This window comes from Streptomyces djakartensis (assembly GCF_014651075.1).
GTDB lineage: Bacteria > Actinomycetota > Actinomycetes > Streptomycetales > Streptomycetaceae > Streptomyces > Streptomyces djakartensis.
This window is the reverse complement of record NZ_BMWE01000003.1, coordinates 315,898-339,815: the sequence shown is the minus strand read 5'-3', so window position 1 is coordinate 339,815 and position 23,918 is coordinate 315,898. Positions and strand designations below refer to the sequence as shown.

Here is a 23,918-nt window from a genome sequence, read left to right as displayed (position 1 = left end):
CGCATCGCGCGGAACGTTACCGTATCGCGATCAGATGACCACTTCGACGCCTTCGCCGGGTGCTTTACCTGACACCCGTTCGGATTCAAGGGCCTGTTGCAGGATGATCACGGCTGCTGCCTGGTCGATCACGGACCGCCCCTTCTTGGATCTCACGCCCGAGGCGCGCAGTCCCTGACTGGCCGTCACCGTCGTCATGCGTTCATCGACGAGTCTCACCGGAATCGGCGCGATCATGCGCGCCAGTTCCTGGACGAAGCCACGGACCTTGACCGCGGCCGGGCCCTCGCCGCCCTTGAGGGAACGCGGGAGACCGACCACCACCTCGATCGGCTCGTACTCCTCGACGAGTTGCTTCAACCGTCGGTGAGCTGCGGGGATGTCACGCCCTGGCACCGTCTCCACCGGGGTGGCGAGGATCCCGTCGGGGTCGCACGAGGCGACCCCGATGCGGGCGTCCCCGACGTCGATCGCGAGTCGACGTCCTCTGCGCATCTTCTCTACCTGATCCTTACTTGGCCGTCTCGGCGACCAGGCGCTCGACGGCGTCGACGGCGTCACCGACGGCGGCCGGGTTCTGGCCGCCGCCCTGGGCGACGTCCGGCTTGCCGCCACCGCCGCCGCCGAGGGTCTTGGCGGCCGTGCGGACCAGGTCGCCGGCCTTCAGACCGCGCTCGCGGGCGGCCTCATTGGTGGCGATCACCGTCAGCGGCTTGCCGTTCGCCACCGTGAACAGGGCGACGACGGCGGCCCGGCCGCCCTGGATGCGGCCCCGCACGTCGAGGACGAGCTTGCGCAGGTCGTCGGCGGTCGTGCCGTCGGGGACCTGACCGGTCACGAGCGCAACGCCCCGGACGTCCTTGGCGGACTCGGCGAGACCGGCGGCGGCCTGGAGGACCTTCTCGGCGCGGAACTTCTCGATCTCCTTCTCGGCGTCCTTCAGCTTGCCGAGCATGGCGGAGACCTTCTCCGGGAGCTCCTCCGGGCGGCCCTTGATCAGCTCCTGGAGCTGGGCGACGACCGTGTGCTCCCGGGCCAGGAAGTTGTAGGCGTCCACGCCGACCAGGGCCTCGATGCGGCGCACACCGGAGCCGATGGAGGACTCGCCGAGCAGCTTCACCAGGCCCAGCTGGGCGGTGTTGTGCACGTGCGTGCCGCCGCACAGCTCCTTGGAGAAGTCGCCGATGGTCACCACGCGCACGCGCTCGCCGTACTTCTCGCCGAACTCGGCGATGGCGCCCTGCTTCTTGGCCTCGTCGATGCCCATGACGTCGGCGCGGACGTCCAGGTCGCGGGCGAGCACCTCGTTGATCTTCTGCTCGACGTCGGTCATCACGGCCGTCGGGACGGCGGACGGCGATCCGAAGTCGAAGCGGAAGCGGCCGGGCTGGTTCTCGGAACCGGCCTGGGCGGCCGTCGGGCCGAGGGCGTCGCGCAGGGCCTGGTGGGTCAGGTGCGTGGCCGAGTGGGCGCGGGCGATGGCCTTGCGGCGGCGGTCGTCGATGGCGGCGTGGGCCTTGGCGCCGACGGTGACCTCGCCGACCTGGACGACGCCCTTGTGGACGTAGACCCCGGGGACCGGCTTCTGGCAGTCGCGGATCTCGATGACGGCACCGGAATCGACCTTGATGCGGCCGGTGTCGCCGATCTGGCCGCCGCCCTCGGCGTAGAACGGGGTGCGGTCGAGGACGATCTCGACCTCGTCGCCCTCGGTGGCGGCCGGGGAGGAGGCACCGTCGACGAGGATGCCGACGATCGTGGACTCGCTCTCGGTGTCGGTGTAGCCGATGAAGTCGGTGGCACCGGCCTGGTCGGCGATCTCACGGTAGGCACCGGCACCGGCGTGCCCGGTCTTCTTGGCCTGGGCGTCGGCCTTGGCGCGCTCCCGCTGCTCCTTCATCAGGCGGCGGAAGCCGTCCTCGTCCACGGACAGGCCCTGCTCGGCGGCCATCTCCAGGGTGAGGTCAATCGGGAAGCCCCAGGTGTCGTGGAGCAGGAAGGCCTTGTCGCCGGGCAGGACGGTGCCGCCGGCGGCCTTGGTGTCGCTGACGGCCGTGTCGAGGATGTTGGTGCCGGCCTTCAGCGTCTTGAGGAAGGCGTTCTCCTCGGCGAGGGCGACCTTCTCGATGCGCTCGCGGTCGGTGATGAGCTCGGGGTACTGCTGGCCCATCATGCCGATCACGGTGTCGATCAGGTCCTTGACGACCGGACCGGTGGCGCCGAGCAGGCGCATGTTGCGGATGGCGCGGCGCATGATGCGGCGCAGCACGTAGCCGCGGCCCTCGTTGCCGGGGGTGACACCGTCGCCGATGAGCATCACGGAGGTGCGCATGTGGTCGGTGACCACGCGCAGGGAGACGTCCGAGGCCTGGGCGTCGCCGTAGCGGACGCCGGTCAGCTCGGTGGCCTTGTCGATGACGGCCATCGAGGTGTCGATCTCGTACATGTTCTGCACGCCCTGCAGAATCATGGCGAGGCGCTCGAGGCCGAGGCCGGTGTCGATGTTCTTGCTGGGCAGTTCGCCGAGGATCTCGAAGTTGTCCTTGCCGATGCCCTCGCCCCGCTCGTACTGCATGAAGACGAGGTTCCAGATCTCCACGTACCGCTCGTCGTTGACGGCGGGGCCGCCCTCGGCGCCGAACTCGGGGCCGCGGTCGTAGTTGATCTCGGAGCAGGGGCCGCAGGGGCCGGGGACGCCCATGGACCAGTAGTTGTCCTTCATGCCGAGGCGCTGGATGCGCTCCTTCGGCACGCCGACGACCTCGTGCCAGATGCGCTCGGCCTCGTCGTCGTCCTTGTAGACGGTGATCCACAGGCGCTCGGGGTCGAGGCCGTAACCGCCCTTGTCCTGGGGGCTGGTGAGCAGCTCCCAGGCGAGCTTGATGGCGCCTTCCTTGAAGTAGTCGCCGAAGGAGAAGTTGCCGCACATCTGGAAGAACGTGCCGTGCCGGGTGGTCTTGCCGACCTCTTCGATGTCCGGGGTGCGCACGCACTTCTGGACGCTGGTGGCGCGGGCGAAGGGCGGCTTGACCTCACCCAGGAAGTAGGGCTTGAAGGGCACCATGCCGGCCGGGACCAGGAGCAGAGTCGGGTCGTCCGCGATGAGCGACGCCGAAGGGACGACGGTGTGACCGCGCTCCTCGAAGAAGCTCAACCAGCGGCGGCGAATCTCAGCCGACTCCATCAGTGGTCCTCATTCCGGTTGTACGGGTACGTCTGGTACGCCGAGCCCTCGACGTACTTCGGGTTGTTGCGGTTCTCGATGGCGGCGTACCGCCTGGGGGCGGGGAGTTCGGGATTCTCGTTGATCCCCAGGGCGTCACCCAACTCGGCTTCCCGCACGGCCATGTTGTGCCGGACGTCGAGGGCGAAGCCAACCGCCCGGTCCTTGATGCGGTGACCGGCCTCGATCGCCTTGTTCCCCGCGGTTCTGGCGAGGCTCTCGGGGGTCAGCTGCTTGAGCTTGCGGTTGACCTTGTTGGTGGCCCAGACACCGGCGGCGACGCCCGTGGTGAACCAGAAGGTACGGCGGAACATCGCTGACTCTCAGTCCTTCTTGCCTCGGGTGCTGCGCCGGGAGACCGTACGGCCCACGATCACGGCCCGCCTGGACTCCTTGGCCGGCGCCTCCTGCTTGCGGCCGCCGATGGCCCGGCGCACGCCGTACCCGAAGGCGGCGACCTTGACCAGGGGGCCGCCGAAGGTGGACGCGACGGTGGTCGACAGCGCGGAGGCGTTCGACGTGACCTCCTGGACGTCGGAGGCGATCGCGTCGACCCGGTCGATCTGGGTCTGCGCGGAACGCACCGCGGAGGAGGCGTCCGCCAGCAGCGGGACGGCCTGGTCGGTCACGTCCGCCACGAGCTTGGTGGTCGCCTTGAGCGTCTGGGCCAGCCTCGCCAGCGCGACGGCGAGGAAGGAGACCAGGATCGCCCAGAAGACGGCCACCAGGATCCCGGCCACCTCTCCACCGGACACTGTGTGCACCCGCTCCCTGAAACGTGCCTGAACATCGAAAAAGTCGTGCCACGAGCCTATCGCGCCGGGGGTGGCGCTCCGTACCGGATTACCGCCCAGGGGCAGGGCAATCGCGAAAGCCCGCCGTCCCGCCCGCCCGGAAGGGCGGGGAGACGGCGGGCTGAGGTACCGCGTGCCTGCCGAGAGATCAGCGGGCGTAGTACTCGACGACGAGCTGCTCGTCGCAGATCACCGGGATCTCCTTGCGGTTCGGCTCACGGTCCAGGCGGAACGCCAGGGCCTTGAGGTTCACCTGGAGGTAGCGCGGGGTCTCGCCCTCGGGGGCGAAGCCACCCTCACGGGCGATCGTGAAGAGCGTCTTCTCCTTGGAGCGCTCGCGCACCTGCACGACGTCGTCCGGGCGGACACGGAAGGAGGGCTTGTCGACCTTCTTGCCGTTGACCGCGATGTGGCCGTGCACGACCATCTGACGGGCCTGGTAGATCGTGCGGGCGATGCCCGAACGCAGGACCAGGGCGTCGAGACGACGCTCGAGCTCGATGATCAGGGCCTCACCGGTCTTGCCCTGGACCTTGGAGGCACGCTCGTAGGCGCGGACGAGCTGACGCTCGGACACGTCGTACTGCGCGCGCAGGCGCTGCTTCTCGAGCAGACGGACCTTGTAGTCCGAGTTCTGCTTGCGGCCGCGGCCGTGCTCACCCGGCGGGTAGGGGCGGGCCTCGAAGTACTTGACGGCCTTCGGGGTCAGCGCGATGCCGAGGGCACGCGACTTCTTGACCTTGGGGCGGGACTGGTTCGCCACTGTCTCTCATTTCCTTGATTCGGCTTGTCAGGGTTGTGGGAGGTCGCATCCGCAGCCGGGGAATCCCGCCTCGCCCTTGCGGACGGGGTGGGCAGCCGCTCCCCTGGTCTGGGCACATACGTGCAGCACGCGAGTGGCCCACCGGCCGCTCCCGCCAGGGGCGGGTGGTGGTGGGCTGCCCGCGACACCGTTCGACGGTGCGCGACGCTCCTGGAACCGGATCCGGAGGACTGTGCCCCGACCGGCTCCGGCCGACTGTCCCGTTCTGACTGCACGGGACGCGGCACTCCGGACGAGTTTACAGGGTGCTCAGGACCGCTTTCGACCGAGGTTCTTCCGGGTCCACTCGACGGCGTCCGCGTAGCGCGCCTCCGCGCCGTGCCGGGTGGGCTCGTAGTACTCGCGGTCCTTGAGCGCGTCCGGGGCGTACTGCTGGGCCGCGATGCCCTCGGGCAGGTCGTGCGGGTAGACGTATCCGTGGCCGTGGCCGAGCTTGGTCGCGCCCTTGTAGTGGCTGTCGCGCAGATGCGCGGGGACCGGTCCGGCCAGGCCCTTGCGGACGTCCTCCAGCGCGGCGCCGATCGCGGTGGTCGCGGCGTTGGACTTGGGCGCGAGGGCGAGGGCGATGGTGGCGTGGCTGAGGGTGAGGGCGGCCTCGGGGAAGCCGATCATGGCGACGGCCTGGGCGGCGGCGACCGCCGTCTGCAGGGCGGTCGGATCGGCCAGCCCGATGTCCTCGCTGGCGGAGATCATCAGACGCCGGGCGATGAAGCGGGGGTCCTCGCCGGCCTCGATCATGCGGGCCAGGTAGTGCAGGGCGGCGTCCACGTCGGATCCGCGGATGGACTTGATCAGAGCGCTGGCCACGTCGTAGTGCTGGTCGCCGTCGCGGTCGTACTTCACGGCGGCGCGGTCGACCGTCTCCTCCAGGGTGGTCAGGCCGATCTCCGTCTCGCCCTTGTCCAGGGCGGCTCCGGCGGCCGCCTCCAGGGCGGTCAGGGCGCGGCGGGCGTCGCCGCCGGCGATGCGCACGAGGTGGCTCTCGGTTTCCTCGGGGAGGGTGACGGCGCCCCTGAGACCGCGCTCGTCGGTGAGGGCGCGGCGGATGAGGCCCCTGATGTCGTCGTCGGTCAGCGGTTCGAGGGTGAGCAGCAGGGAACGGGAGAGCAGGGGTGAGATCACCGAGAAGTACGGGTTCTCCGTCGTCGCCGCGATCAGCGTCACCCAGCGGTTCTCGACGGCCGGGAGCAGGGAGTCCTGCTGGGCCTTGCTGAAGCGGTGGATCTCGTCGAGGAAGAGGACGGTCTCCTTGCCGTACCCACCGGAGGCGCGACGGGCGCCGTCGATGACCGCGCGGACCTCCTTGACGCCCGCGGTGATCGCGGACAGTTCCACGAAGCGGGCGTCGGTGGCCTTGGAGACGACGTACGCCAGGGTGGTCTTGCCGGTGCCGGGCGGGCCCCAGAGGAGCACCGAGGAGGCGCCGGCGGGTCCGGCGGCGCCCTCGCCGACCAGTCTGCGCAGGGGCGAGCCCGGCTTCAGCAGATGCTGCTGGCCCACGACCTCGTCGAGGGTGCGCGGGCGCATCCGCACCGCCAGGGGGCTGCTGGACGGTTCCTTCTCCTGGCGTTCTTCGGCTGCGGCGGTGAACAGGTCGGGCTCCACGTCTGAAACCCTAAATCAACGCACTGACAATCCGGCCGGGCCCCGGAGCGGGCTCAGCTGGTCCAGAAGTCCCACCAGCGGGTCAGGACCAGCATGCCGATGATGCCGATGTGCAGCACGGGCATGACCCAGGTGAACTCGCCGAAGAAGCCCTTGAGCCAGTTCGGGGCGGGCAGGAAGCCCTTGCGGATGTTGAACGACGTCACGTACCAGAACATCAGGATCGTCGCGACCCAGGCGAGGGAGCACCACAGGCACAGCGCGTTGATCCGGTACAGGGACTGGAACATCAGCCAGGCGCAGAAGGCGACGCCGAACAGGCAGCCGGCGTTGAAGGTGAGCCAGTACCAGCGCGGGAAGCGGGCGCGTGCGAGCAGCGCCACGCCGACGCCGATGACGATGCCGTAGCAGACCAGGCCGAGCATCGGGTTCGGGAAGCCGAAGACGGCGGCCTGCTTGCTCTCCATGACGCTGCCGCAGGAGACGACCGGGTTGAGGCTGCAGCCGGGCGTGAACGTCTTGCCCTCGACCTTGGCCTCGAGGATCTTGAACTTGTCGATCGTGATGACCCACGACGCGAGCAGCCCCGCCGCTCCGGTGATCACCAGCAACAGGGCGAAGGCCCGGCTACCGCCCTCACGACGGGGCGCGATCCCGGCGCGCTCCGGCTGTGGCTCCGTGGAGACGTCCTTCACTGTCGTCTTGCTCATCCCGCCCGATTCCGTCACTAGAGACCCGGACTGCTTCGGTCAGGGCCATTGTGCCGCACGGGGCCTCCGTCCACCGTTCAGCGGACATAAGCATGTCCGCGCGGCGCCCCTGAGGGGCGGGTTCCGGCCGGTGCCCGTCGCAAGGCGCCGGGAGGCCCGGCGCCTTGCGACGCGTCTCAGCCCAGCCGCGCTTCCAGTTCCGCCACGATCTCGTTGACGCCCACCGGCGTCTGCTCGCCCGACTCCATGTCCTTGAGCTGGACGACGCCGTCGGCGAGGTCGCGTTCGCCGGCGACGATCGTGTAGCGGGCGCCGCTGCGGTTGGCGTTCTTCATCGCGCCCTTGAGGCCCTTGCCGCCGTAGGAGAAGTCGGCCGCCACGCCGTTCTTGCGCAGCTCGGTGACCTTGGCGAACAGGACGCGGCGGGCCTCCTCGCCGAGCGGGACGGCGAACACGCTGGTGGTGGCGGGCAGTTCGAGTTCGACGCCCTCCGCCTCCAGGGCGAGGACGGTGCGGTCGACGCCGAGGGCCCAGCCGACGGACGGCAGCGCGGGTCCGCCGATCATCTCGGACAGGCCGTCGTAGCGGCCGCCGCCGCCCACCGCGGACTGGGAGCCGAGGCCGTCGTGGACGAACTCGAAGGTCGTGCGGGTGTAGTAGTCCAGGCCGCGCACGAGCTTCGGGTCGTCCTCGAAGGCGACGCCCGCCGCCGTGATCAGCTCGCGGACCTCCTCGTGGTACGCCTTGCACGCGTCGCAGAGGTAGTCGCGCAGCAGCGGGGCGTCCCCCAGCTGCTTCTGGACCGACTCGCGCTTGTCGTCCAGGACGCGCAGCGGGTTGATCTCCGCGCGGCGCAGGGTGTCCTCGTCCAGGTCCAGGCCGCGCAGGAACTCCTGCAGCGCCGTCCGGTACACCGGGCGGCACTCCTTGTCGCCCAGGCTGTTGAGCAGGATCCGGAAGTCGCTCAGGCCCAGCGAGCGGTACGCCTGGTCGGCCAGGATGATCAGCTCGGCGTCGAGCGCCGGGTCCTCGGCGCCGATCGCCTCGGCGCCGACCTGGGAGAAGTGGCGGTAGCGGCCCTTCTGGGGGCGCTCGTAGCGGTAGTACGAACCCGAGTACCAGAGCTTGACCGGGAGGTTGCCCGCCTTGTGCAGGTTGGCCTCCAGCGCCGCGCGCAGAACCGAGGCCGTGCCCTCGGGGCGCAGGGCGAGCCGGTCGCCGCCCTTGGTCTCGAAGGCGTACATCTCCTTGGTGACGATGTCGGTGGACTCGCCGACCCCGCGCGCGAAGAGCTCCACGTTCTCGAAGCCCGGCGTCTCGATGTAGCCGTAACCGGAGTCGCGCAGCGGCGCGGCGATGGCCTCGCGGACGGCGAGGTACTTCGCGCTGTCCGGCGGGATCAGGTCGTACGTGCCCTTGGGGGCCTTGAAGGTGCTCACGGAAGGTCTCGTCACATTCCTCGTCGGGGAGCGTCGGCGGCGCCGTGTCCTTGGCGGCCTGCCGCCACCTGCCGCAGATACGGGTTGGTGGCGCGCTCCTGGCCGATGGTCGTCTGGGGGCCGTGGCCGGACAGCACCACGGTCGAGTCGTCGAGCGGCAGGCACACGCGGGCCAGCGAGTCGAGCAACTCGGCCATGTCACCGCCGGGCAGGTCGGTGCGTCCGATGGAGCCGGCGAACAGCAGGTCGCCCGAGAACAGGATCGGCGGGATGTCCGCCGCCTCGGGCATCCCGAAGGTCACCGACCCCTTGGTATGGCCCGGGGCGTGCGCCACGGTCAGCTCCAGGCCGGCCAGCTCGAGCTTCGCGCCGTCGGCAAGTTCCCTGACGTCGTCGGGCTCCCCCACGGTCAGCTCGCCCAGGAGCGGCATGCCGATGGCACGGCCGATCCCCTTTGCGGGGTCGTTCATCATGTAGCGGTCGTCGGGGTGGATCCAGGCCGGCACGTCGTGCGCGCCGCACACCGGGACGACCGAGGCCACGTGATCGATGTGGCCGTGGGTGAGGACGACGGCGACGGGCTTGAGCCGATGCTTGGCGATCGCCTCCGCGACGCCGTCGGCGGCCTGGTGGCCGGGGTCGATGATCACGCACTCCTCACCGGCGGCGGGGGCGACGAGATAGCAGTTCGTCCCCCAGGCCCCGGCGGGGAACCCGGCAATGAGCACGATCGTCCTTCGTTGTGTCGATACGGGCGGCTGCGGCTGTCCACAGAGCCTACCGGCGCTGCCGATTCCTCAGCGAACCCATATACGGTACGGGGCACACGCAGGCGGTCGGCGCACAGGCCCCACGCGTACCGGTCGACGTATCCGACGCATGAGGAGAGAACCCGGTGGTCAGCCAGGAACAGCGGCGGCGTCAGCTCGCCCGTGAGAAGTACTTGCGGCAGCAGCAGCGACGCACCCAGACGCGACGCAAGGCCCGGATCCGGAACTCCGTGATCGCCTCGGTCCTCGGCGTGGTCGTGGTGCTCTCCGTGACGGTCTTCCTGACCAAGCCGTTCGAGGACGACGGAAAGAAGGAGAACGCGGGCGCGGAGGTGTCCCCGAGCGCCTCCCCCAGCAAGGCCCCGGACCCGTGCGAGAAGCCCGCCGCGGGCAAGGTCAAGTCGGAGACCTGGAAGAAGGAACCGGCTATGACCATCGACAAGTCGGCGAAGTACACGATGAAGATGGACACGACCTGCGGCGAGATAGACATCGCCCTGAAGGCGTCGGCGGCGCCGCACACGGTCAACTCGTTCAACTTCCTCGCCGGAAAAGGCTACTTCGATCACAGCAAGTGCCACCGGCTCACCGACCGGGGCATCTACGTGCTGCAGTGCGGTGACCCGCAGGGCACCGGCATGGGCGGACCGGGCTACACGATCCCGGACGAGAACCTGAAGGACAAGAGCCTCAAGGGCGGGGTGTACCCGGCGGGCACGGTCGCGATGGCGAACCAGTACAACCCGCAGGCCAAGAAAGGCCGGAACACCGGTGGCAGCCAGTTCTTCCTGGTTTACCAGGACAGTCAGCTGCCGCCCGACTACACACCGTTCGGTACGGTGTCCGAGGCGGGCATGAAGGTCCTGAAGAAGATCGCCAAGGCGGGGGCGCAGGCTCCCGATCCGCAGACGGGCAACACGGCGCCCAACGCGACGGTAGTGATCGACAGGGCCACGGTCACGAAATCCTGATCCTCAACTGCCTGATTTCGGTCGCGCGGGATGCGGACACGCCCCCCGCCGGTCGCCTATGTTGGCCGTGACGAAACTGTGGACGATGCCCGGGGGAGCTTCAGGCCCCTCGCAGGCATCATGTGGAGGAGGCGCTGTGAGCAGCGACCCGTGGGGCCGCGTCGACGAGACGGGGACCGTGTACGTGCGTACGGCCGACGGCGAGCAGGTCGTCGGTTCGTGGCAGGCAGGCTCCCCCGAGGAGGCGCTGGCCTATTTCGAGCGCAAGTACGAGGGCCTGGTTGTCGAGATCGGCCTCCTCGAGAAGCGAGTGAAGACCACCGACCTGTCCGCGAAGGACGCCCAGGCCGCGATCGACCACATCCGCGAGCAGGTCGACGCGCACCACGTGGTGGGCGACCTGGACGCGCTGCGGGTCCGGCTGGACAAGCTCGTCGAGCTGGTGGAAGCGCGCCGCGAGGAGCGCAAGGCGCAGCGGGCGAGGCAGTCCGACGAGGCGCGCAAGGCCAAGGAGGCGCTGGTCGCCGAGGCCGAGGAACTGTCGCGGTCCGACCAGTGGCGGGCGGCCGGTGAACGGCTGCGGGCCCTGGTGGACACCTGGAAGGGCCTGCCGCGGCTGGACCGCAAGTCCGACGACGAGCTGTGGCACCGGTTCTCGCACGCCCGGTCGGCGTTCTCCAAGCGGCGCAAGCAGCACTTCGCGCAGCTGGACGCGCAGCGCGAGGAGGCGAGGCGGACCAAGGAGCGACTGGTCTCGGAGGCCGAGGCGCTGTCGAACTCGACGGACTGGGGTGCGACGGCCGCGCGCTACCGCGAGCTGATGGCCGAGTGGAAGGCCGCCGGCCGTGCCCAGCGCGAGCACGAGGACGATCTGTGGAACCGCTTCCGCGGCGCCCAGGACGTCTTCTTCGCGGCGCGCAGCTCGGTCTTCGCCGAGCGGGACGCCGAGCAGGCGGAGAACCTCAAGCTCAAGGAGGAGCTGGCCGAGGAGGCCGAGAAGCTCCTGCCGATCACGGACCTGAAGGCGGCCCGTGCCGCGTTCCGGAACGTGAACGAGCGCTGGGAGGCCATCGGTCACGTGCCGCGCGACGCCCGGCCGAAGGTCGAGGGCCGTATGCACGCCGTCGAGCGGGCCATCCAGGAGGCCGAGGAGGCCGAGTGGCGCCGGACGAACCCGGAGGCACGCGCGCGTGCCGAGGGTCTGACCGGCCAGCTGCAGGCCGCCGTGGACAAGCTGAGGGGCCAGATCGAGCAGGCCCGCGCGCAGGGCAACAACGCCAGGGCCGACAAGCTCGAGCGTGAGCTCGAGGGCCGGCAGGCGCTGCTGGACCAGGCTCTGAAGGGTCTGCAGGAATTCGGAGGCTGATCGGCCTTACGGAAAGGGGGCTCCCGTACGCGCGGCGTACGGGAGCCCCCTTGTCCGTGGGCGCTACGGCCGGTTACGACCTGCTGCGCGCCGAGGTCACGCGGTACACGTCGTAGACGCCCTCCACGCCCCGGACCGCCTTCAGCACATGGCCGAGATGCTTCGGGTCGCCCATCTCGAAGGTGAAGCGGGAGGTGGCCACGCGGTCGCGGGAGGTCTGGACGGCCGCGGAGAGGATGTTGACGTGCTGATCGGACAGCACCCGCGTGACGTCGGACAAAAGCCGGGAGCGGTCCAGTGCCTCGACCTGGATGGCGACCAGGAACACCGAGGACTGGGTGGGCGCCCACTCGACGTCGAGGATGCGCTCCGGCTCACGGGAGAGTGAGTCGACGTTCACGCAGTCGCTGCGGTGAACCGAAACGCCGCTGCCGCGGGTGACGAAGCCGATGATGGGGTCGCCCGGGACGGGCGTACAGCAACGGGCCAGCTTGACCCATACGTCCTCGACACCCTTGACGACGACGCCCGGGTCGGCGCTGGAGCGGCGCTTGCGGCTGCGGCCGCGGGCCGGCGGGACCGACTCGTCGATCTCCTCGGTGGCGGCCTCCTCGCCGCCCAGGGCCTGGACCAGCTTCTGCACGATGTTCTGTGCGGAGACGTGGCCCTCGCCGATCGCCGCGTACAGCGCGGAGATGTCCGCGTAGCGCATCTCGTGCGCCAGGGTCACCAGCGAGTCGCCGGTCAGGATGCGCTGGATCGGCAGGTTCTGCTTGCGCATCGCGCGGACGATGGCGTCCTTGCCCTGCTCGATCGCCTCGTCGCGGCGTTCCTTGGAGAACCAGGCCCGGATCTTGTTGCGGGCGCGCGGCGACTTGACGAAGCCGAGCCAGTCGCGGGAGGGCCCGGCGCCGGGTGCCTTGGAGGTGAAGACCTCGACCAGGTCGCCGTTGTCGAGCGTGGATTCCAGCGGGACCAGCCGGCCGTTGACCCGGGCGCCTATCGTGCGGTGCCCGACCTCGGTGTGGACCGCGTACGCGAAGTCCACGGGTGTGGCGCTGGCCGGGAGCGCTATGACGTCGCCCTTGGGGGTGAAGACGAAGACCTCGTTGCGGGACAGGTCGAAGCGCAGTGACTCCAGGAACTCGCCGGGGTCCTCGGTCTCCTTCTGCCAGTCGAGGAGCTGGCGCAGCCACGCCATGTCGTTGAGGTGGTCGTCCTTGCTCTTGCCGGACGACTTGGGGGCGTCCGTGCGGACCTTGGAGGCGCCGGCGACGGCCTCCTGCTTGTACTTCCAGTGCGCGGCGATGCCGTACTCGGCGCGGCGGTGCATGTCGAAGGTGCGGATCTGCAGCTCGACCGGTTTGCCGCCGGGGCCGATGACCGTCGTGTGCAGCGACTGGTACATGTTGAACTTGGGCATCGCGATGTAGTCCTTGAACCGGCCGGGGACCGGGTTCCATCGCGCGTGCACCGTGCCGAGGGCCGCGTAGCAGTCGCGGACGGTGTCCACGAGGACGCGGATGCCCACCAGGTCGTAGATCTCCGCGAAGTCCCGGCCGCGGACGATCATCTTCTGGTAGACGCTGTAGTAGTGCTTGGGGCGGCCGGTGACGGTCGCCTTGATGCGGGCCGCCCGCAGGTCCTGCTGGACCTCGTCGGTGACGATGGCCAGGTACTCGTCACGCTTCGGTGCCCGCTCGGCCACCAGGCGGACGATCTCGTCGTACATCTTGGGGTAGAGGATCGCGAAGGCGAGGTCCTCCAGCTCCCACTTGATGGTGTTCATGCCCAGGCGGTGGGCGAGCGGCGCGTAGATCTCGAGGGTCTCGCGCGCCTTCTTCTCCTGCTTCTCGCGCTTGAGGTAGCGCATGGTGCGCATGTTGTGCAGGCGGTCGGCGAGCTTGATGACCAGCACGCGCGGGTCCTTCGCCATGGCGACGACCATCTTGCGCACGGTTTCGGCCTGGGCGGCCTCGCCGAACTTGACCTTGTCGAGCTTGGTGACGCCGTCGACGAGGAGGGTGACGACGTCGCCGAAGTCGCGGCGCAGGTCGTCCAGGCCGTACTCGGTGTCCTCGACCGTGTCGTGCAGCAGGCCGGCCATCAGCGTGGCGGGATCCATGCCCAGTTCGGCCAGGATGGTCGTGACGGCGAGGGGGTGCGTGATGTACGGGTCGCCGCTCTTGCGCTTCTGGCCGCGGTGCCAGCGCTCGGCGACCTGGTAGGCGCGCTCGATCTGGCGGAGTGTCGCCGTCTCGATCTTCGGGTCGTTGCTGCGCACTATGCGCAGCAGCGGCTCCAGCACCGGGTTGTACGGGTTCGCGCGCTGGACGCCGAGGCGGGCGAGGCGGGCGCGGACGCGGTTGGAGGAGCCGGTGCGGGCGGGCTGGCCGGCTGTCTGGCGCACGGCGGGCGGGGCCGGCTTGGGGCGCGACTGCTCGGCCGGCTTGTCGACCGGCGCCGACTGGGCGTGCTCGACCGGCCCGCGGGTGTCGTTCTTCGCGTGCGGCGCGTTCGGCGCGGGCTTTGCCGCGGCTGCCGAGGCGGACTCGGGCTTGGCGGCGGTCAGGTGCTGGGCCTCGTCTGGCAAGAGGGCTCCTCGTGCGCGATCCGGGTCCCCCGGTCAGGCTCCGGAGACCCCATGGTAGCGATCCTGAGGCCAGGGATCGCCTTCGAGCCGATGTGAGGACCGTCTACCCGGGAAACGCGAGAGGCGGACGCCGGATTCCTCCGGGTCCGCCTCCGCGGTGCCGTGCCGGTGTCCACCGGGCTGCCGTGGGCCTTCTAGACCGTGAGCAGTGCCTCCAGCGGGGCTCCGTTCAGGGCCGGCTCCAGGCGGGTCCGGCCGTTCAGGAAGCCGAGTTCCATGAGGACGGCGAGACCGGCGACCTCGGCGCCGGCCCGGCGGATGAGCTGGGCCGAGGCCTCGGCGGTGCCGCCGGTGGCGAGGACGTCGTCGACGATCAGGACGCGGTCGCCGGCGGTCAGGTCCTCGGCGTGCACCTCGATCTCCGCCGAGCCGTACTCCAGGTCGTAGGCCTGGGCGAGGGTGGCTCCGGGGAGCTTGCCCGCCTTGCGTACGGGGATGAAGCCGAGGCCGGCGCGGACGGCGACGGGGGCGCCGAGGATGAAGCCCCGGGCCTCCAGCCCGACGACCTTGGTGGCGCCGGTGCGGTCGGCGATCTCGGCGAGGGCGTCGGTGAGCGCGGTGAAGGCCGCCGGGTCCGCCAGGAGCGGGGTGATGTCCTTGAACATCACGCCCGGCTCCGGGTAGTCCGCCACGTCCCTGATGCGGCTGAGCAGCAGCTCCTTGATGTCGGTCATCGGCGCTTCCCCGAGGGTCGGCCGCGGCCTCGGCTGCGGGACGCGGGCTGGTTGCGGGGGCCGACGACCGCGGCCGCGGCGTCCCCCGGCTCGCCGGCGTACGCCTCGTCGGCGGCCTCCGGCCGTGAGGTCTCCTCCTGCTGGGCCCGCTTGGCCAGGACGCGCTTCTTCAGGGCCTTCATCTGCGGCTCGCGTTCCTTGAGGTCGGCGACGAGCGGCGTGGCGATGAAGATCGAGGAGTACGCACCGGCGGCGAGGCCGACGAACAGCGACAGGGAGATGTCGTTCAGCATGCCCGCGCCGAGGACACCGCCGCCGATGAACAGCAGGCCCGCGACCGGCAGCAGCGCGACCACCGTGGTGTTGATGGAACGGACCAGGGTGCTGTTGATCGAGCGGTTGGCGACGTCGCTGTAGGTCCAGCGGGTCTGCTTGGTGATGTCCTTGGTCTGTTCCTTGAGGCTGTCGAACACCACGACCGTGTCGTAGAGCGAGTAGCCGAGGATGGTCAGCAGACCGATCACCGTGCCCGGTGTGACCTCGAAGCCGACGAGGGCGTAGATGCCGACCGTGATGGTGATGTCGTGGATCAGGGCGACGAACGCGGCCACCGCCATGCGCCACTCGAAGGCGATCGCCAGGTAGATGACCACGAGCACCATGAAGATGCCCAGGCCCTGCCAGGCCTTGTTCGCGATCTGCTCACCCCAGCTGGGGCCGACCAGTTCCGCGTTGATCTGCTCCGGGTCGATCTCGAAGTCGTCGGCGAGGCTGGCCTTGATCTTGCTCGCCGCGCCGGTGTCGATGCCGGCGACCTGGATGCGCAGGCTGCCGTCACCGAGCTTCTGGACGATCGCGTCGTGACCGGAGGCCTCTTCCGCGTACTCCTCCGCCTTCAGCACCGAGACACTGGTGTTCTTGGGGGTGTTGAAGACGGCGCCGCCCTGGAACTCGATGCCCATGTTCAGGCCGCGGACCGCCAGGCCGACGATGGCCGTGATGGTGATCAGGATGGACAGGCCGTACCAGATCCTGCGGTTCTTGACGAAGTCGTAGCCGATCTCACCGCGGTGCAGCCGGGCGCCGAGGGTGCCGAGTTTCGACATCTCACGCCTCCTTCGTCTCGATGGGGGCGGAGGGACGGCGGGTGCGGCGCAGCGGCGGTTGGGCACCCAGGCTCTTCGGGTCGAGGCCGGACCACTTGTGGCCGTTCGCGAAGAACGGGCGGCGGGCCATCAGCGTGAGCAGCGGCTTGGTGAAGAGGAACACGACGACCACGTCGAGCAGGGTGGTCAGGCCGAGCGTGAACGCGAAGCCCTGCACCTTGCCGACGGTGACGATGAACAGCACCGCGGCGGCGAGGAACGACACGAAGTCGGAGACCAGGATGGTGCGCCGGGCGCGTGGCCAGGCCCGCTCGACGGCGGGACGCAGCGAGCGACCCTCGCGGATCTCGTCGCGGACGCGTTCGAAGTAGACGATGAACGAGTCCGCCGTGATGCCGATGGCGACGATGGCACCGCACACGGCCGGCAGGTTCAGCGCGAAGCCGATGGCCGGGCCGAGCAACGACATGAGCGTGTAGGTGAGGGCGGCGGAGACCAGCAAAGAGAGGATCGCGATGAACGACAGGCCGCGGTAGTAGAGCAGGAGGTAGATGACGACCAGCGCGAGGCCGATGGCGCCGGCGATCAGGCCCGCCTGCAACTGGTCACCGCCCAGTGCGGCGGTCACGGTATTCATGCTGTCGACCTTGAAGGTCAGGGGCAGCGCGCCGTACGACAGCATGTTGGCCAGCTCCTGAGCGGACTGCTGGGTGAAGTTGCCGGAGATCTCGGCGTTGCCACCGGTCAGAGCCTGCCTGACGGACGGGTCGGAGACCACGTCGCCGTCCAGGACGATCGCGAACTGGTTCTGCGGCGGCTGGTTCTGGGCCAGCTTGCCGGTGATGGCGCCGAACTTCTTGGCGCCACCATTGGTGAAGTCCATCTGGACCGTCCAGCCGGCGCCCGTCTGGGTGTTCAGGGTGGCCTGGGCCTTGTCGACGTCGGTGCCGTCGACCTCGGCCGGGCCGAGGATGTACTTCTGCCACTGGCCACCCGAGTTCTTGCCGCAGGCCAGGGTGGACTGGGAGGCCTTGACGCCGTCGCCGACGGAGGAGCGGGTCTTCGGGTCCGTGCAGTCGAGCTTCGCGTACCGCTCCTGGAGCTTGCCCGGGTCGTCGGCGCCGGTACCGCCGCTCGCGGAGGCGGAAGGGCTGGCCTTCGCCTGGTCCGAGGCGCTCGCGGACGGCGTCGGGGAGGCCTTCAGCGCGTCGGTGACCGCACGGCCCTGCGTGGTGGGAGAGGCGGACGGAGACGCGGAACCCTTGTCCGTGACCTCGGGCCTCTCGGTGGCCTTGCCGGACGGCTTGCCCGTGGGGCTTCCGGTGGGGCTGGGCGAGGGTTTGGCCGCGCCGCCGCCGGAGACCTCGGTGGCGATGACCGGACGGAAGTAGAGCTTGGCGGTGGTGCCGACCTGCTTACGGGCCTGCTCGGAGTTCGTCCCCTTGGGGATGTTGACGATGATGTTGTCGCGGCCCTGCGTCTGGACCTCGGCCTCCTGAACGCCCAGACCGTTGACACGGCGTTCCATGATGGAGACGGCCGTGTCCATGTTGGTCTTGTTGATCGCCGACTCGTTGCCGGCCTCCGGGACCGCGCGGAGCGTGATGCTCGTGCCGCCGGCCAGGTCGATGCCGAGACGCGGGGTGGTGTGCCCCGAGGCGAACATTCCACCGGTGAGCGCCGCGATGGCGATCAGGATCAGGGCCAGCGAGCGCCCCGGCTTGCTCTGGGCGCTCGCGTTCCGGCCCTTTTTAGGTGTGGCCACCTTCTCGTACTCCCTCTCGGGCCGCCTCGCTCCGGATCGGCGGACGGGCGGCCATGACTAATGTCGGGATTCCGTGCGAGCTGGGCGTGTCCCGGGGCGCGCGGGCAGGACCCGCGCACCCCGGGACACGACTACTTCGCCTCGGAGTCGCCGTCGGTCTTCTTCGGCTCTTCGTCCGTCTTCGCCTCGCCGGCCGGAGCGTCGTCGGCGGGCTCGTCGGCCGCGTCCTTCTTGCCGAGGTCGACGGCCTTGTCGTCAGCGGTGGCGTCGGCGGCGGGGGCGCCGGTCTCGGTGAGGGAGGAGGCGTCGTCCGGGACGAGGTCGGCGTCGGACTTCAGGTCGTGCTCGATGCCGTGCACGATGCGGTTGTACTCGTCGTCGGTGAGGACGGCACCGATCGCGTTCTTGGCGAAGAGGAGCTCGACGCCCGGGCCGGCGTCGACGAGGACGGTGTCCTCGTTCACCTCCTTGACCGTGGCGTACATGCCCCCGATGGTGCGGACACCGCTGCCGGGCTGCATTTGGTTCCGCATCTCCACGGCCTGCTGCTGCTTCTTCTTGGCCGACCGGGTCATCAGGAACATGGCCCCGATGAGCACGATGAACGGGAGGAGGGTCAGGAGACTCACGGGTCGGTACTTCCTTCACACGACCGCGCTGTGAGCGGCCAGATGGTTGGGGGTGTGTACGCCGCCGACAAAGGCGGCATCGGCGGAGTCTAAGCGAGTCCGCGCGCATGGAACAACGCTCAGCATGGCACCGGGGTTCCTGCTCCGGCCACTGGCCTCGCCGTCCCGGAGGCGTGATGGCGGCGTCACGCCCCGAACAGATCCTGTTGTCCGTTTCCCGCGGTCTGGGAGCGGGGCGGGGTGAGGCCGAGATGCGCCCACGCGGCGGGGGTGGCGACCCGGCCGCGCGGGGTTCGGGCCAGCAGTCCCTCCCGTACCAGGAAGGGCTCGGCGACCTCTTCCACCGTCTCACGCTCCTCCCCCACCGCGACGGCGAGCGTGGACAGGCCGACCGGACCGCCGCCGAACAGCTTGAGCAGGGCTTCGAGCACGCCTCGGTCGAGGCGGTCGAGGCCGCGGGCGTCCACCTCGTAGACGGCGAGGGCGGCCGCCGCGATGTCCTTGGTGATCAGCCCGTCGGCCTTGACCTGCGCGTAGTCCCGGACGCGGCGCAGCAGCCGGTTGGCGATGCGGGGCGTGCCGCGGGAGCGGCCGGCGATCTCGGCGGCGCCGTCCGGCTCGATCTCGACCTCGAGGAGGTTCGCGGAGCGGTGGATGACCCGCTCCAGTTCGGCCGGTTCGTAGAACTCCATGTGGGCGGTGAAGCCGAAGCGGTCGCGCAGCGGCGGCGGCAGCAGCCCCGCGCGCGTGGTGGCGCCGACCAGGGTGAACGGGGGCAGCTCCAGCGGGATGGCGGTGGCGCCCGGGCCCTTGCCGACGATGACGTCGACCCGGAAGTCCTCCATCGCCATGTACAGCATCTCCTCGGCGGGCCGGGACATGCGGTGGATCTCGTCGAGGAAGAGCACCTCGCCCTCCTGGAGGGAGGAGAGGATCGCGGCGAGGTCGCCGGCGTGCTGGATGGCGGGGCCCGAGGTGATGCGGATGGGGGCGCCCATCTCGGCCGCGATGATCATCGACAGGGTGGTCTTGCCGAGTCCGGGGGCACCGGAGAGCAGCACATGGTCGGCGGTGGCGCCACGCGCGCGTGCGGCGCGCAGGACGAGGTCGAGCTGCTCGCGGACCTTCTCCTGGCCGATGAACTCGTCCAGGTCCTTGGGGCGCAGGGCGGCCTCGACGGCCTGGTCCTCACCGTCGGCGACAGGGCCCACCAGCCGCTCGCCGGCGGAGGTGTCGGTCGTGTCGTCCCAGTTCATAGAAGTGCCTCAGGGGGTCGTGGATCAGCGGGCGCGGTTCAGGGTCTGCAGGGCCGCCTTCAGCAGCTGGCCCACCTGGGGCGCGCCCTCGGCGGCCTCGGCCTGCGGGGCCACGGCGGTCACGGCCTCGTCGGCCTCCCGGGTCGCGTATCCGAGGCCGATCAGGGCGGCGTGCAGCTGGTCGCGCCACCCGGTGCTGGCGGGTGCGCCGACGGCGGGCGCGCCGACCGGCTCGCCGAGCCGGTCCTTCAGCTCCAGGAGCAGCTTCTGGGCGCCCTTCTTGCCGATGCCGGGGACGGCGGTGAGCGCCTTCTCGTCGGCTGTGGCGACGGCTCGGCGCAGGGCGTCGGGGCTGTGCACGGCGAGCATCGCCTGGGCGAGTCTCGGCCCCACGCCGCTCGCGGTCTGGAGCAGCTCGAAGACCTGTCGCTCGTCGTCGTCGGCGAATCCGTACAGGGTCAGGGAGTCCTCCCGTACGACCAGGGAGGTGTGCAGTTTGGCGGGCCGGCCCACGCGGAGCGTGGACAGGGTGTTCGGTGTGCACTGGACGGCCATGCCGACGCCGCCGACCTCGACGACCGCGGCGTCCGGAGCGAGTGCGGCCACTGTGCCGTTGACGAAGGCGATCATGCCGTACGGCCTTTCGGTGCTTTGGCGGTGTGCAGGGCGACGGCCCGCTGGAGCCGGTTCTGCGCGGGGGCGCGCCAGATGTGGCAGATGGCGAGCGCGAGGGCGTCGGCCGCGTCGGCGGGCTTGGGCGGTGCGCCGAGCCGCAGCAGCCGGGTCACCATGGCGCCCACCTGGGCCTTGTCGGCCCGGCCGCTGCCGGTGACGGCGGCCTTGACCTCGCTCGGGGTGTGCAGGGCGACGGGGATGCCGCGGCGGGCGGCACAGAGCATGGCGACGGCACTGGCCTGGGCGGTGCCCATCACCGTACGGACGTTGTGCTGGCTGAAGACGCGCTCGACGGCGACGAACTCCGGCCGGTGCTCGTCCAGCCACTGCTCGATGCCCTGCTCGATGGCGACCAGGCGGTGGCCGAGGTCGGCGTCGGCGGGCGTCCGGACGACGCCGACGCCGACCATGGTGAGCGGCCGCCCGGCGACGCCCTCGACCACGCCGACACCGCACCGGGTCAGTCCCGGGTCCACCCCCAGCACGCGCACGCGCGCCCTCCCCTCTTTGCGGCTGAACCGCCGCCGCTCTCGCGGACGTGGCTGAGCACCGTCGTGGTTCCTCAATCGATGGTCGCGGTCGTGGACGGTGATCTTTGACTCCGCCAGGCTATCCGCTGCCACTGACAACGACAGCGGGCCGGAGGACTCGTGTCCCCCGGCCCGCCGAGATCGCGGCGCTCGCACATTCGCGGCAGCGTTACGCGTCGACCTTCTCCATGACCTCGTCGCTGACGTCGAAGTTGGCGAAGACGTTCTGCACGTCGTCGCTGTCCTCGAGCGCGTCGATCAGCTTGAAGATCTTCTTGGCGCCCTCCTCGTCCAGTTCGACCTGCATGGTCGGGACGAAGTTGGCGTCGGCGGAGTCGTAGTCGATGCCGGCGTCCTGGAGGGCGGTGCGGACCGCGACCAGGTCGGTGGCCTCGCTGAGGACCTCGAAGCTCTCACCGAGGTCGTTGACCTCCTCGGCGCCCGCGTCGAGCACGGCGGTCAGCACGTCGTCCTCGGTCAGCTCGCCCTTGGGGACGATCACGACGCCCTTGCGGTTGAACAGATAGGACACCGAGCCCGGGTCGGCCATGGAGCCGCCGTTGCGGGTCATGGCGACGCGGACCTCGGAGGCGGCGCGGTTGCGGTTGTCGGTGAGGCACTCGATGAGCACCGCGACGCCGTTCGGGCCGTAGCCCTCGTACATGATCGTCTCGTAGTCGGCGCCGCCGGCCTCCAGGCCCGCGCCGCGCTTGACCGCGGAGTCGATGTTCTTGTTGGGGACCGACGACTTCTTCGCCTTCTGAATGGCGTCGTACAGCGTCGGGTTGCCCTCGGGGTCGGCGCCGCCCATCCGGGCCGCCACCTCGATGTTCTTGATCAGCTTCGCGAAGAGCTTGCCGCGCTTGGCATCGATGACGGCCTTCTTGTGCTTCGTCGTGGCCCATTTAGAGTGGCCGGACATCTGCCTGTCTCCTTCGCGTAACCCATCTCAGCAACGAACGCAGGAATCCTACTAGGAGTCGGCTGCCCGGTTCGCGCGCACCATCTCGACGAACAGGGCGTGCACACGGTGGTCACCGGTCAGTTCCGGGTGGAACGACGTGGCCAGCGCGTTGCCCTGGCGGACGGCGACGATGTGGCCGCCGTGCTCGGCGAGCACCTCGGCCCCGGCGCCGACGGACTCGACCCAGGGGGCTCGGATGAAGACGCCCTCCACGGGGTCGCCCTCGACACCCCTGACCTCGACGGCCGCCTCGAAGGACTCGTTCTGCCGGCCGAAGGCGTTGCGGCGCACGATCATGTCGATGCCGCCGATGGTCTCCTGGCCCGAGCGCGGGTCGAGTATCTTGTCGGCGAGCATGATCATGCCGGCGCAGGTGCCGTAGACGGGCAGGCCGTCCCGCACACGCGCGCGGAGGGGCTCCATCACCCCGAACAGGACGGCCAGCTTGGAGATGGTGGTGGACTCGCCGCCGGGGATCACGAGGCCGTCCACCTCGGCGAGTTCTTCGGGGCGCCGCACCGGCCTGGCCACGGCGTCGGCCGCGGCCAGGGCGACGAGGTGCTCCCGTACGTCGCCCTGGAGGGCCAGGACGCCGATCACAGGTGCTTCGGTCATGTCTCTGATGTGCCTTACCAGCCGCGGTTGGCGTAGCGCTCGGCCTCGGGGAGGGTGTCGCAGTTGATGCCCACCATGGCCTCGCCGAGGTTGCGGGACGCGTCGGCGACGATCTTCGGGTCGTCGTAGAAGGTGGTGGCCTTGACGATGGCGGCGGCACGCTTGGCCGGGTCACCGGACTTGAAGATGCCGGAGCCGACGAAGACGCCCTCGGCGCCGAGCTGGCGCATCAGGGCCGCGTCGGCCGGGGTGGCGACGCCACCGGCGGAGAACAGCACCACGGGGAGCTTGCCGAGCTCGGAGACTTCCTTGACCAGCTCGTACGGGGCGCGCAGTTCCTTGGCGGCGGCGTACAGCTCGTTGTTGTCGTAGCCGCGCAGGCGGGCGATCTCGTTCTTGATCTGGCGCAGGTGACGGACGGCCTCGACGACGTTGCCGGTGCCGGCCTCGCCCTTGGACCGGATCATCGCGGCGCCCTCGGCGATGCGGCGCAGGGCCTCGCCCAGGTTGGTGGCGCCACAGACGAACGGCGTGGTGAAGGCCCACTTGTCGGAGTGGTTGACCTCGTCGGCCGGGGTGAGGACCTCGGACTCGTCGATGTAGTCGACGCCGAGGGACTGCAGCACCTGGGCCTCGACGAAGTGGCCGATGCGGGACTTGGCCATCACCGGGATGGAGACGGCTTCGATGATGCCCTCGATCATGTCCGGGTCGGACATGCGGGCCACGCCGCCGTCCTTGCGGATGTCGGCCGGGACCCGCTCCAGGGCCATGACGGCGACGGCTCCCGCGTCCTCGGCGATCTTCGCCTGCTCCGGCGTGACGACGTCCATGATGACGCCGCCCTTGAGCTGCTCTGCCATGCCGCGCTTCACACGGGCGGTGCCGGTCTCGGGGGCCTGGTTCTCGGAGATGGACACGGGTGACCTCGCTGGGTGAAAGAGGGTTACTGCGAGCACCGAGGAAACGCGAGGGGACCGGTCCACATCAAGGGCCAATGGGAAGCCGGTGGATTTTTTTGGTGAGCGACGCGCGGGAGGGCCCCACCGGCGTCCCGGCCGGTGGGGCCTCGTGAGCTGCTTGCCCTAGGAGGAACGGCTCCTCTTCTCGCGGGCGATCCGTATGTCCGTGTCGAGGGTGCTCAGCCGGACGGGGTCCCGCCGGTCGTCGATGACGACGGCACGCAGGACGGTGCCGACCAGAGCCTGTTGATCACCCGACGGCCATGCCGGGCTCTTCGTGTTGTCGATGAAGCCGCGGGAACCATGTCCCGATTCGACCTCCAGGCCCCACGGGCGGGCGGCGACCACGGTCACGTCGACTTCATGGTGCAAGTGATAGTCCATGGCC

The 23,918-nt window shown here is 69.8% G+C and carries 23 protein-coding genes; 2 read left to right on the top strand and 21 right to left on the bottom strand.

From position 1 onward, the window contains the following. Positions 1 to 30: 30 nt before the first annotated feature. The 9 genes from ruvX to IE212_RS07370 form a co-directional block, all read right to left on the bottom strand. On the bottom strand, positions 31 to 495 hold the full coding sequence (gene ruvX, locus IE212_RS07410) for a Holliday junction resolvase RuvX (protein WP_190196896.1): 465 nt from the start codon (positions 493 to 495) through the stop codon (positions 31 to 33). A 16-nt stretch (positions 496 to 511) separates the two neighbouring features. Next, entirely contained in the window at positions 512 to 3,184 is a 2,673-nt protein-coding gene (alaS, locus tag IE212_RS07405; RefSeq protein WP_190196895.1) for an alanine--tRNA ligase, read from the bottom strand. Beyond that, on the bottom strand, positions 3,184 to 3,537 hold the full coding sequence (locus IE212_RS07400) for a hypothetical protein (protein WP_190196894.1): 354 nt from the start codon (positions 3,535 to 3,537) through the stop codon (positions 3,184 to 3,186). The genes alaS and IE212_RS07400 overlap by 1 nt, the downstream gene beginning before the upstream one ends. 9 nt (positions 3,538 to 3,546) lie before the next feature. After that, on the bottom strand, positions 3,547 to 3,987 hold the full coding sequence (locus IE212_RS07395; protein WP_190196893.1) for a DUF948 domain-containing protein: 441 nt from the start codon (positions 3,985 to 3,987) through the stop codon (positions 3,547 to 3,549). Between the two features lie 178 nt (positions 3,988 to 4,165). Next, positions 4,166 to 4,780 (bottom strand): 30S ribosomal protein S4, encoded by a 615-nt coding sequence (gene rpsD / locus IE212_RS07390; protein WP_190196892.1) that lies wholly within the window; start codon positions 4,778 to 4,780, stop codon positions 4,166 to 4,168. Between the two features lie 309 nt (positions 4,781 to 5,089). After that, complete coding sequence (locus IE212_RS07385) at positions 5,090 to 6,445, bottom strand: replication-associated recombination protein A (RefSeq protein WP_190196891.1); 1,356 nt, start codon at positions 6,443 to 6,445, stop codon at positions 5,090 to 5,092. A 53-nt stretch (positions 6,446 to 6,498) separates the two neighbouring features. Next, the gene (locus IE212_RS07380; protein ID WP_190196890.1) at positions 6,499 to 7,155 is read right to left on the bottom strand and encodes a vitamin K epoxide reductase family protein; all 657 of its coding nucleotides are present in this window, start codon (positions 7,153 to 7,155) and stop codon (positions 6,499 to 6,501) included. Positions 7,156 to 7,331: 176 nt separating this feature from the next. Continuing rightward, positions 7,332 to 8,594, bottom strand: a complete 1,263-nt coding sequence (gene hisS / locus IE212_RS07375) for a histidine--tRNA ligase (RefSeq protein ID WP_190196889.1) — start codon at positions 8,592 to 8,594, stop codon at positions 7,332 to 7,334. Between the two features lie 11 nt (positions 8,595 to 8,605). Further along, positions 8,606 to 9,322: an MBL fold metallo-hydrolase gene (locus IE212_RS07370; protein WP_190196888.1), complete on the bottom strand. Its 717-nt coding sequence runs from the start codon at positions 9,320 to 9,322 to the stop codon at positions 8,606 to 8,608. Between the two features lie 167 nt (positions 9,323 to 9,489). Here IE212_RS07370 and IE212_RS07365 point away from each other — a divergent pair, with 167 nt between their 5' ends. Both IE212_RS07365 and IE212_RS07360 read left to right on the top strand, forming a co-directional pair. After that, on the top strand, positions 9,490 to 10,335 hold the full coding sequence (locus IE212_RS07365) for a peptidylprolyl isomerase (protein WP_190196887.1): 846 nt from the start codon (positions 9,490 to 9,492) through the stop codon (positions 10,333 to 10,335). Between the two features lie 136 nt (positions 10,336 to 10,471). Continuing rightward, the gene (locus IE212_RS07360) at positions 10,472 to 11,701 is read left to right on the top strand and encodes a DUF349 domain-containing protein (RefSeq protein ID WP_190196886.1); all 1,230 of its coding nucleotides are present in this window, start codon (positions 10,472 to 10,474) and stop codon (positions 11,699 to 11,701) included. Positions 11,702 to 11,774: 73 nt separating this feature from the next. Here the strand turns inward: IE212_RS07360 and relA are convergent, their stop codons facing one another. From relA to IE212_RS07300, 12 genes are all read right to left on the bottom strand, one after another. Continuing rightward, positions 11,775 to 14,294: a GTP pyrophosphokinase gene (relA, locus tag IE212_RS07355; RefSeq protein WP_190196885.1), complete on the bottom strand. Its 2,520-nt coding sequence runs from the start codon at positions 14,292 to 14,294 to the stop codon at positions 11,775 to 11,777. Between the two features lie 194 nt (positions 14,295 to 14,488). Further along, positions 14,489 to 15,028: an adenine phosphoribosyltransferase gene (locus IE212_RS07350; protein ID WP_190196884.1), complete on the bottom strand. Its 540-nt coding sequence runs from the start codon at positions 15,026 to 15,028 to the stop codon at positions 14,489 to 14,491. Next, on the bottom strand, positions 15,025 to 16,134 hold the full coding sequence (secF, locus tag IE212_RS07345) for a protein translocase subunit SecF (protein ID WP_190196883.1): 1,110 nt from the start codon (positions 16,132 to 16,134) through the stop codon (positions 15,025 to 15,027). The genes IE212_RS07350 and secF overlap by 4 nt, the downstream gene beginning before the upstream one ends. Position 16,135: 1 nt before the next feature. Further along, complete coding sequence (gene secD, locus IE212_RS07340; protein WP_190196882.1) at positions 16,136 to 17,899, bottom strand: protein translocase subunit SecD; 1,764 nt, start codon at positions 17,897 to 17,899, stop codon at positions 16,136 to 16,138. Positions 17,900 to 18,030: 131 nt separating this feature from the next. After that, positions 18,031 to 18,528: a preprotein translocase subunit YajC gene (gene yajC / locus IE212_RS07335; RefSeq protein ID WP_190196881.1), complete on the bottom strand. Its 498-nt coding sequence runs from the start codon at positions 18,526 to 18,528 to the stop codon at positions 18,031 to 18,033. Positions 18,529 to 18,713: 185 nt separating this feature from the next. Beyond that, complete coding sequence (ruvB, locus tag IE212_RS07330; protein WP_190196880.1) at positions 18,714 to 19,784, bottom strand: Holliday junction branch migration DNA helicase RuvB; 1,071 nt, start codon at positions 19,782 to 19,784, stop codon at positions 18,714 to 18,716. Between the two features lie 24 nt (positions 19,785 to 19,808). Then, complete coding sequence (ruvA, locus tag IE212_RS07325; protein ID WP_190196879.1) at positions 19,809 to 20,414, bottom strand: Holliday junction branch migration protein RuvA; 606 nt, start codon at positions 20,412 to 20,414, stop codon at positions 19,809 to 19,811. Further along, positions 20,411 to 20,950, bottom strand: coding sequence for a crossover junction endodeoxyribonuclease RuvC (gene ruvC, locus IE212_RS07320; protein WP_190196878.1), 540 nt, complete (start codon positions 20,948 to 20,950; stop codon positions 20,411 to 20,413). The genes ruvA and ruvC overlap by 4 nt, the downstream gene beginning before the upstream one ends. A gap of 208 nt (positions 20,951 to 21,158) precedes the next feature. Next, positions 21,159 to 21,911 carry a YebC/PmpR family DNA-binding transcriptional regulator gene (locus tag IE212_RS07315; protein ID WP_190196877.1) on the bottom strand — a complete coding sequence of 251 codons (753 nt, stop codon included), beginning with the start codon at positions 21,909 to 21,911 and terminating at the stop codon, positions 21,159 to 21,161. Positions 21,912 to 21,962: 51 nt separating this feature from the next. After that, positions 21,963 to 22,568 carry a pyridoxal 5'-phosphate synthase glutaminase subunit PdxT gene (gene pdxT / locus IE212_RS07310; protein ID WP_190196876.1) on the bottom strand — a complete coding sequence of 202 codons (606 nt, stop codon included), beginning with the start codon at positions 22,566 to 22,568 and terminating at the stop codon, positions 21,963 to 21,965. Positions 22,569 to 22,582: 14 nt separating this feature from the next. Continuing rightward, a complete protein-coding gene (pdxS, locus tag IE212_RS07305) occupies positions 22,583 to 23,488 on the bottom strand; it encodes a pyridoxal 5'-phosphate synthase lyase subunit PdxS (protein ID WP_190196875.1) in 906 nt (301 codons plus the stop codon). Positions 23,489 to 23,653: 165 nt separating this feature from the next. Continuing rightward, entirely contained in the window at positions 23,654 to 23,914 is a 261-nt protein-coding gene (locus IE212_RS07300; protein WP_190196874.1) for a hypothetical protein, read from the bottom strand. Positions 23,915 to 23,918 lie beyond the last annotated feature (4 nt).

What these genes read in the sequence shown, in the direction of transcription:
- ruvX (WP_190196896.1), bottom strand. Translation starts at nt 495, where the DNA reads ATGCGCAGAGGACGTCGACTCGCGATCGACGTCGGGGACGCCCGCATC.
- alaS (WP_190196895.1), bottom strand. Translation starts at nt 3,184, where the DNA reads ATGGAGTCGGCTGAGATTCGCCGCCGCTGGTTGAGCTTCTTCGAGGAG.
- IE212_RS07400 (WP_190196894.1), bottom strand. Translation starts at nt 3,537, where the DNA reads ATGTTCCGCCGTACCTTCTGGTTCACCACGGGCGTCGCCGCCGGTGTC.
- IE212_RS07380 (WP_190196890.1), bottom strand. Translation starts at nt 7,155, where the DNA reads ATGAGCAAGACGACAGTGAAGGACGTCTCCACGGAGCCACAGCCGGAG.
- IE212_RS07350 (WP_190196884.1), bottom strand. Translation starts at nt 15,028, where the DNA reads ATGACCGACATCAAGGAGCTGCTGCTCAGCCGCATCAGGGACGTGGCG.
- secF (WP_190196883.1), bottom strand. Translation starts at nt 16,134, where the DNA reads ATGTCGAAACTCGGCACCCTCGGCGCCCGGCTGCACCGCGGTGAGATC.
- ruvB (WP_190196880.1), bottom strand. Translation starts at nt 19,784, where the DNA reads ATGAACTGGGACGACACGACCGACACCTCCGCCGGCGAGCGGCTGGTG.
- ruvA (WP_190196879.1), bottom strand. Translation starts at nt 20,414, where the DNA reads ATGATCGCCTTCGTCAACGGCACAGTGGCCGCACTCGCTCCGGACGCC.
- IE212_RS07315 (WP_190196877.1), bottom strand. Translation starts at nt 21,911, where the DNA reads ATGTCCGGCCACTCTAAATGGGCCACGACGAAGCACAAGAAGGCCGTC.
- pdxT (WP_190196876.1), bottom strand. Translation starts at nt 22,568, where the DNA reads ATGACCGAAGCACCTGTGATCGGCGTCCTGGCCCTCCAGGGCGACGTA.
- IE212_RS07300 (WP_190196874.1), bottom strand. Translation starts at nt 23,914, where the DNA reads ATGGACTATCACTTGCACCATGAAGTCGACGTGACCGTGGTCGCCGCC.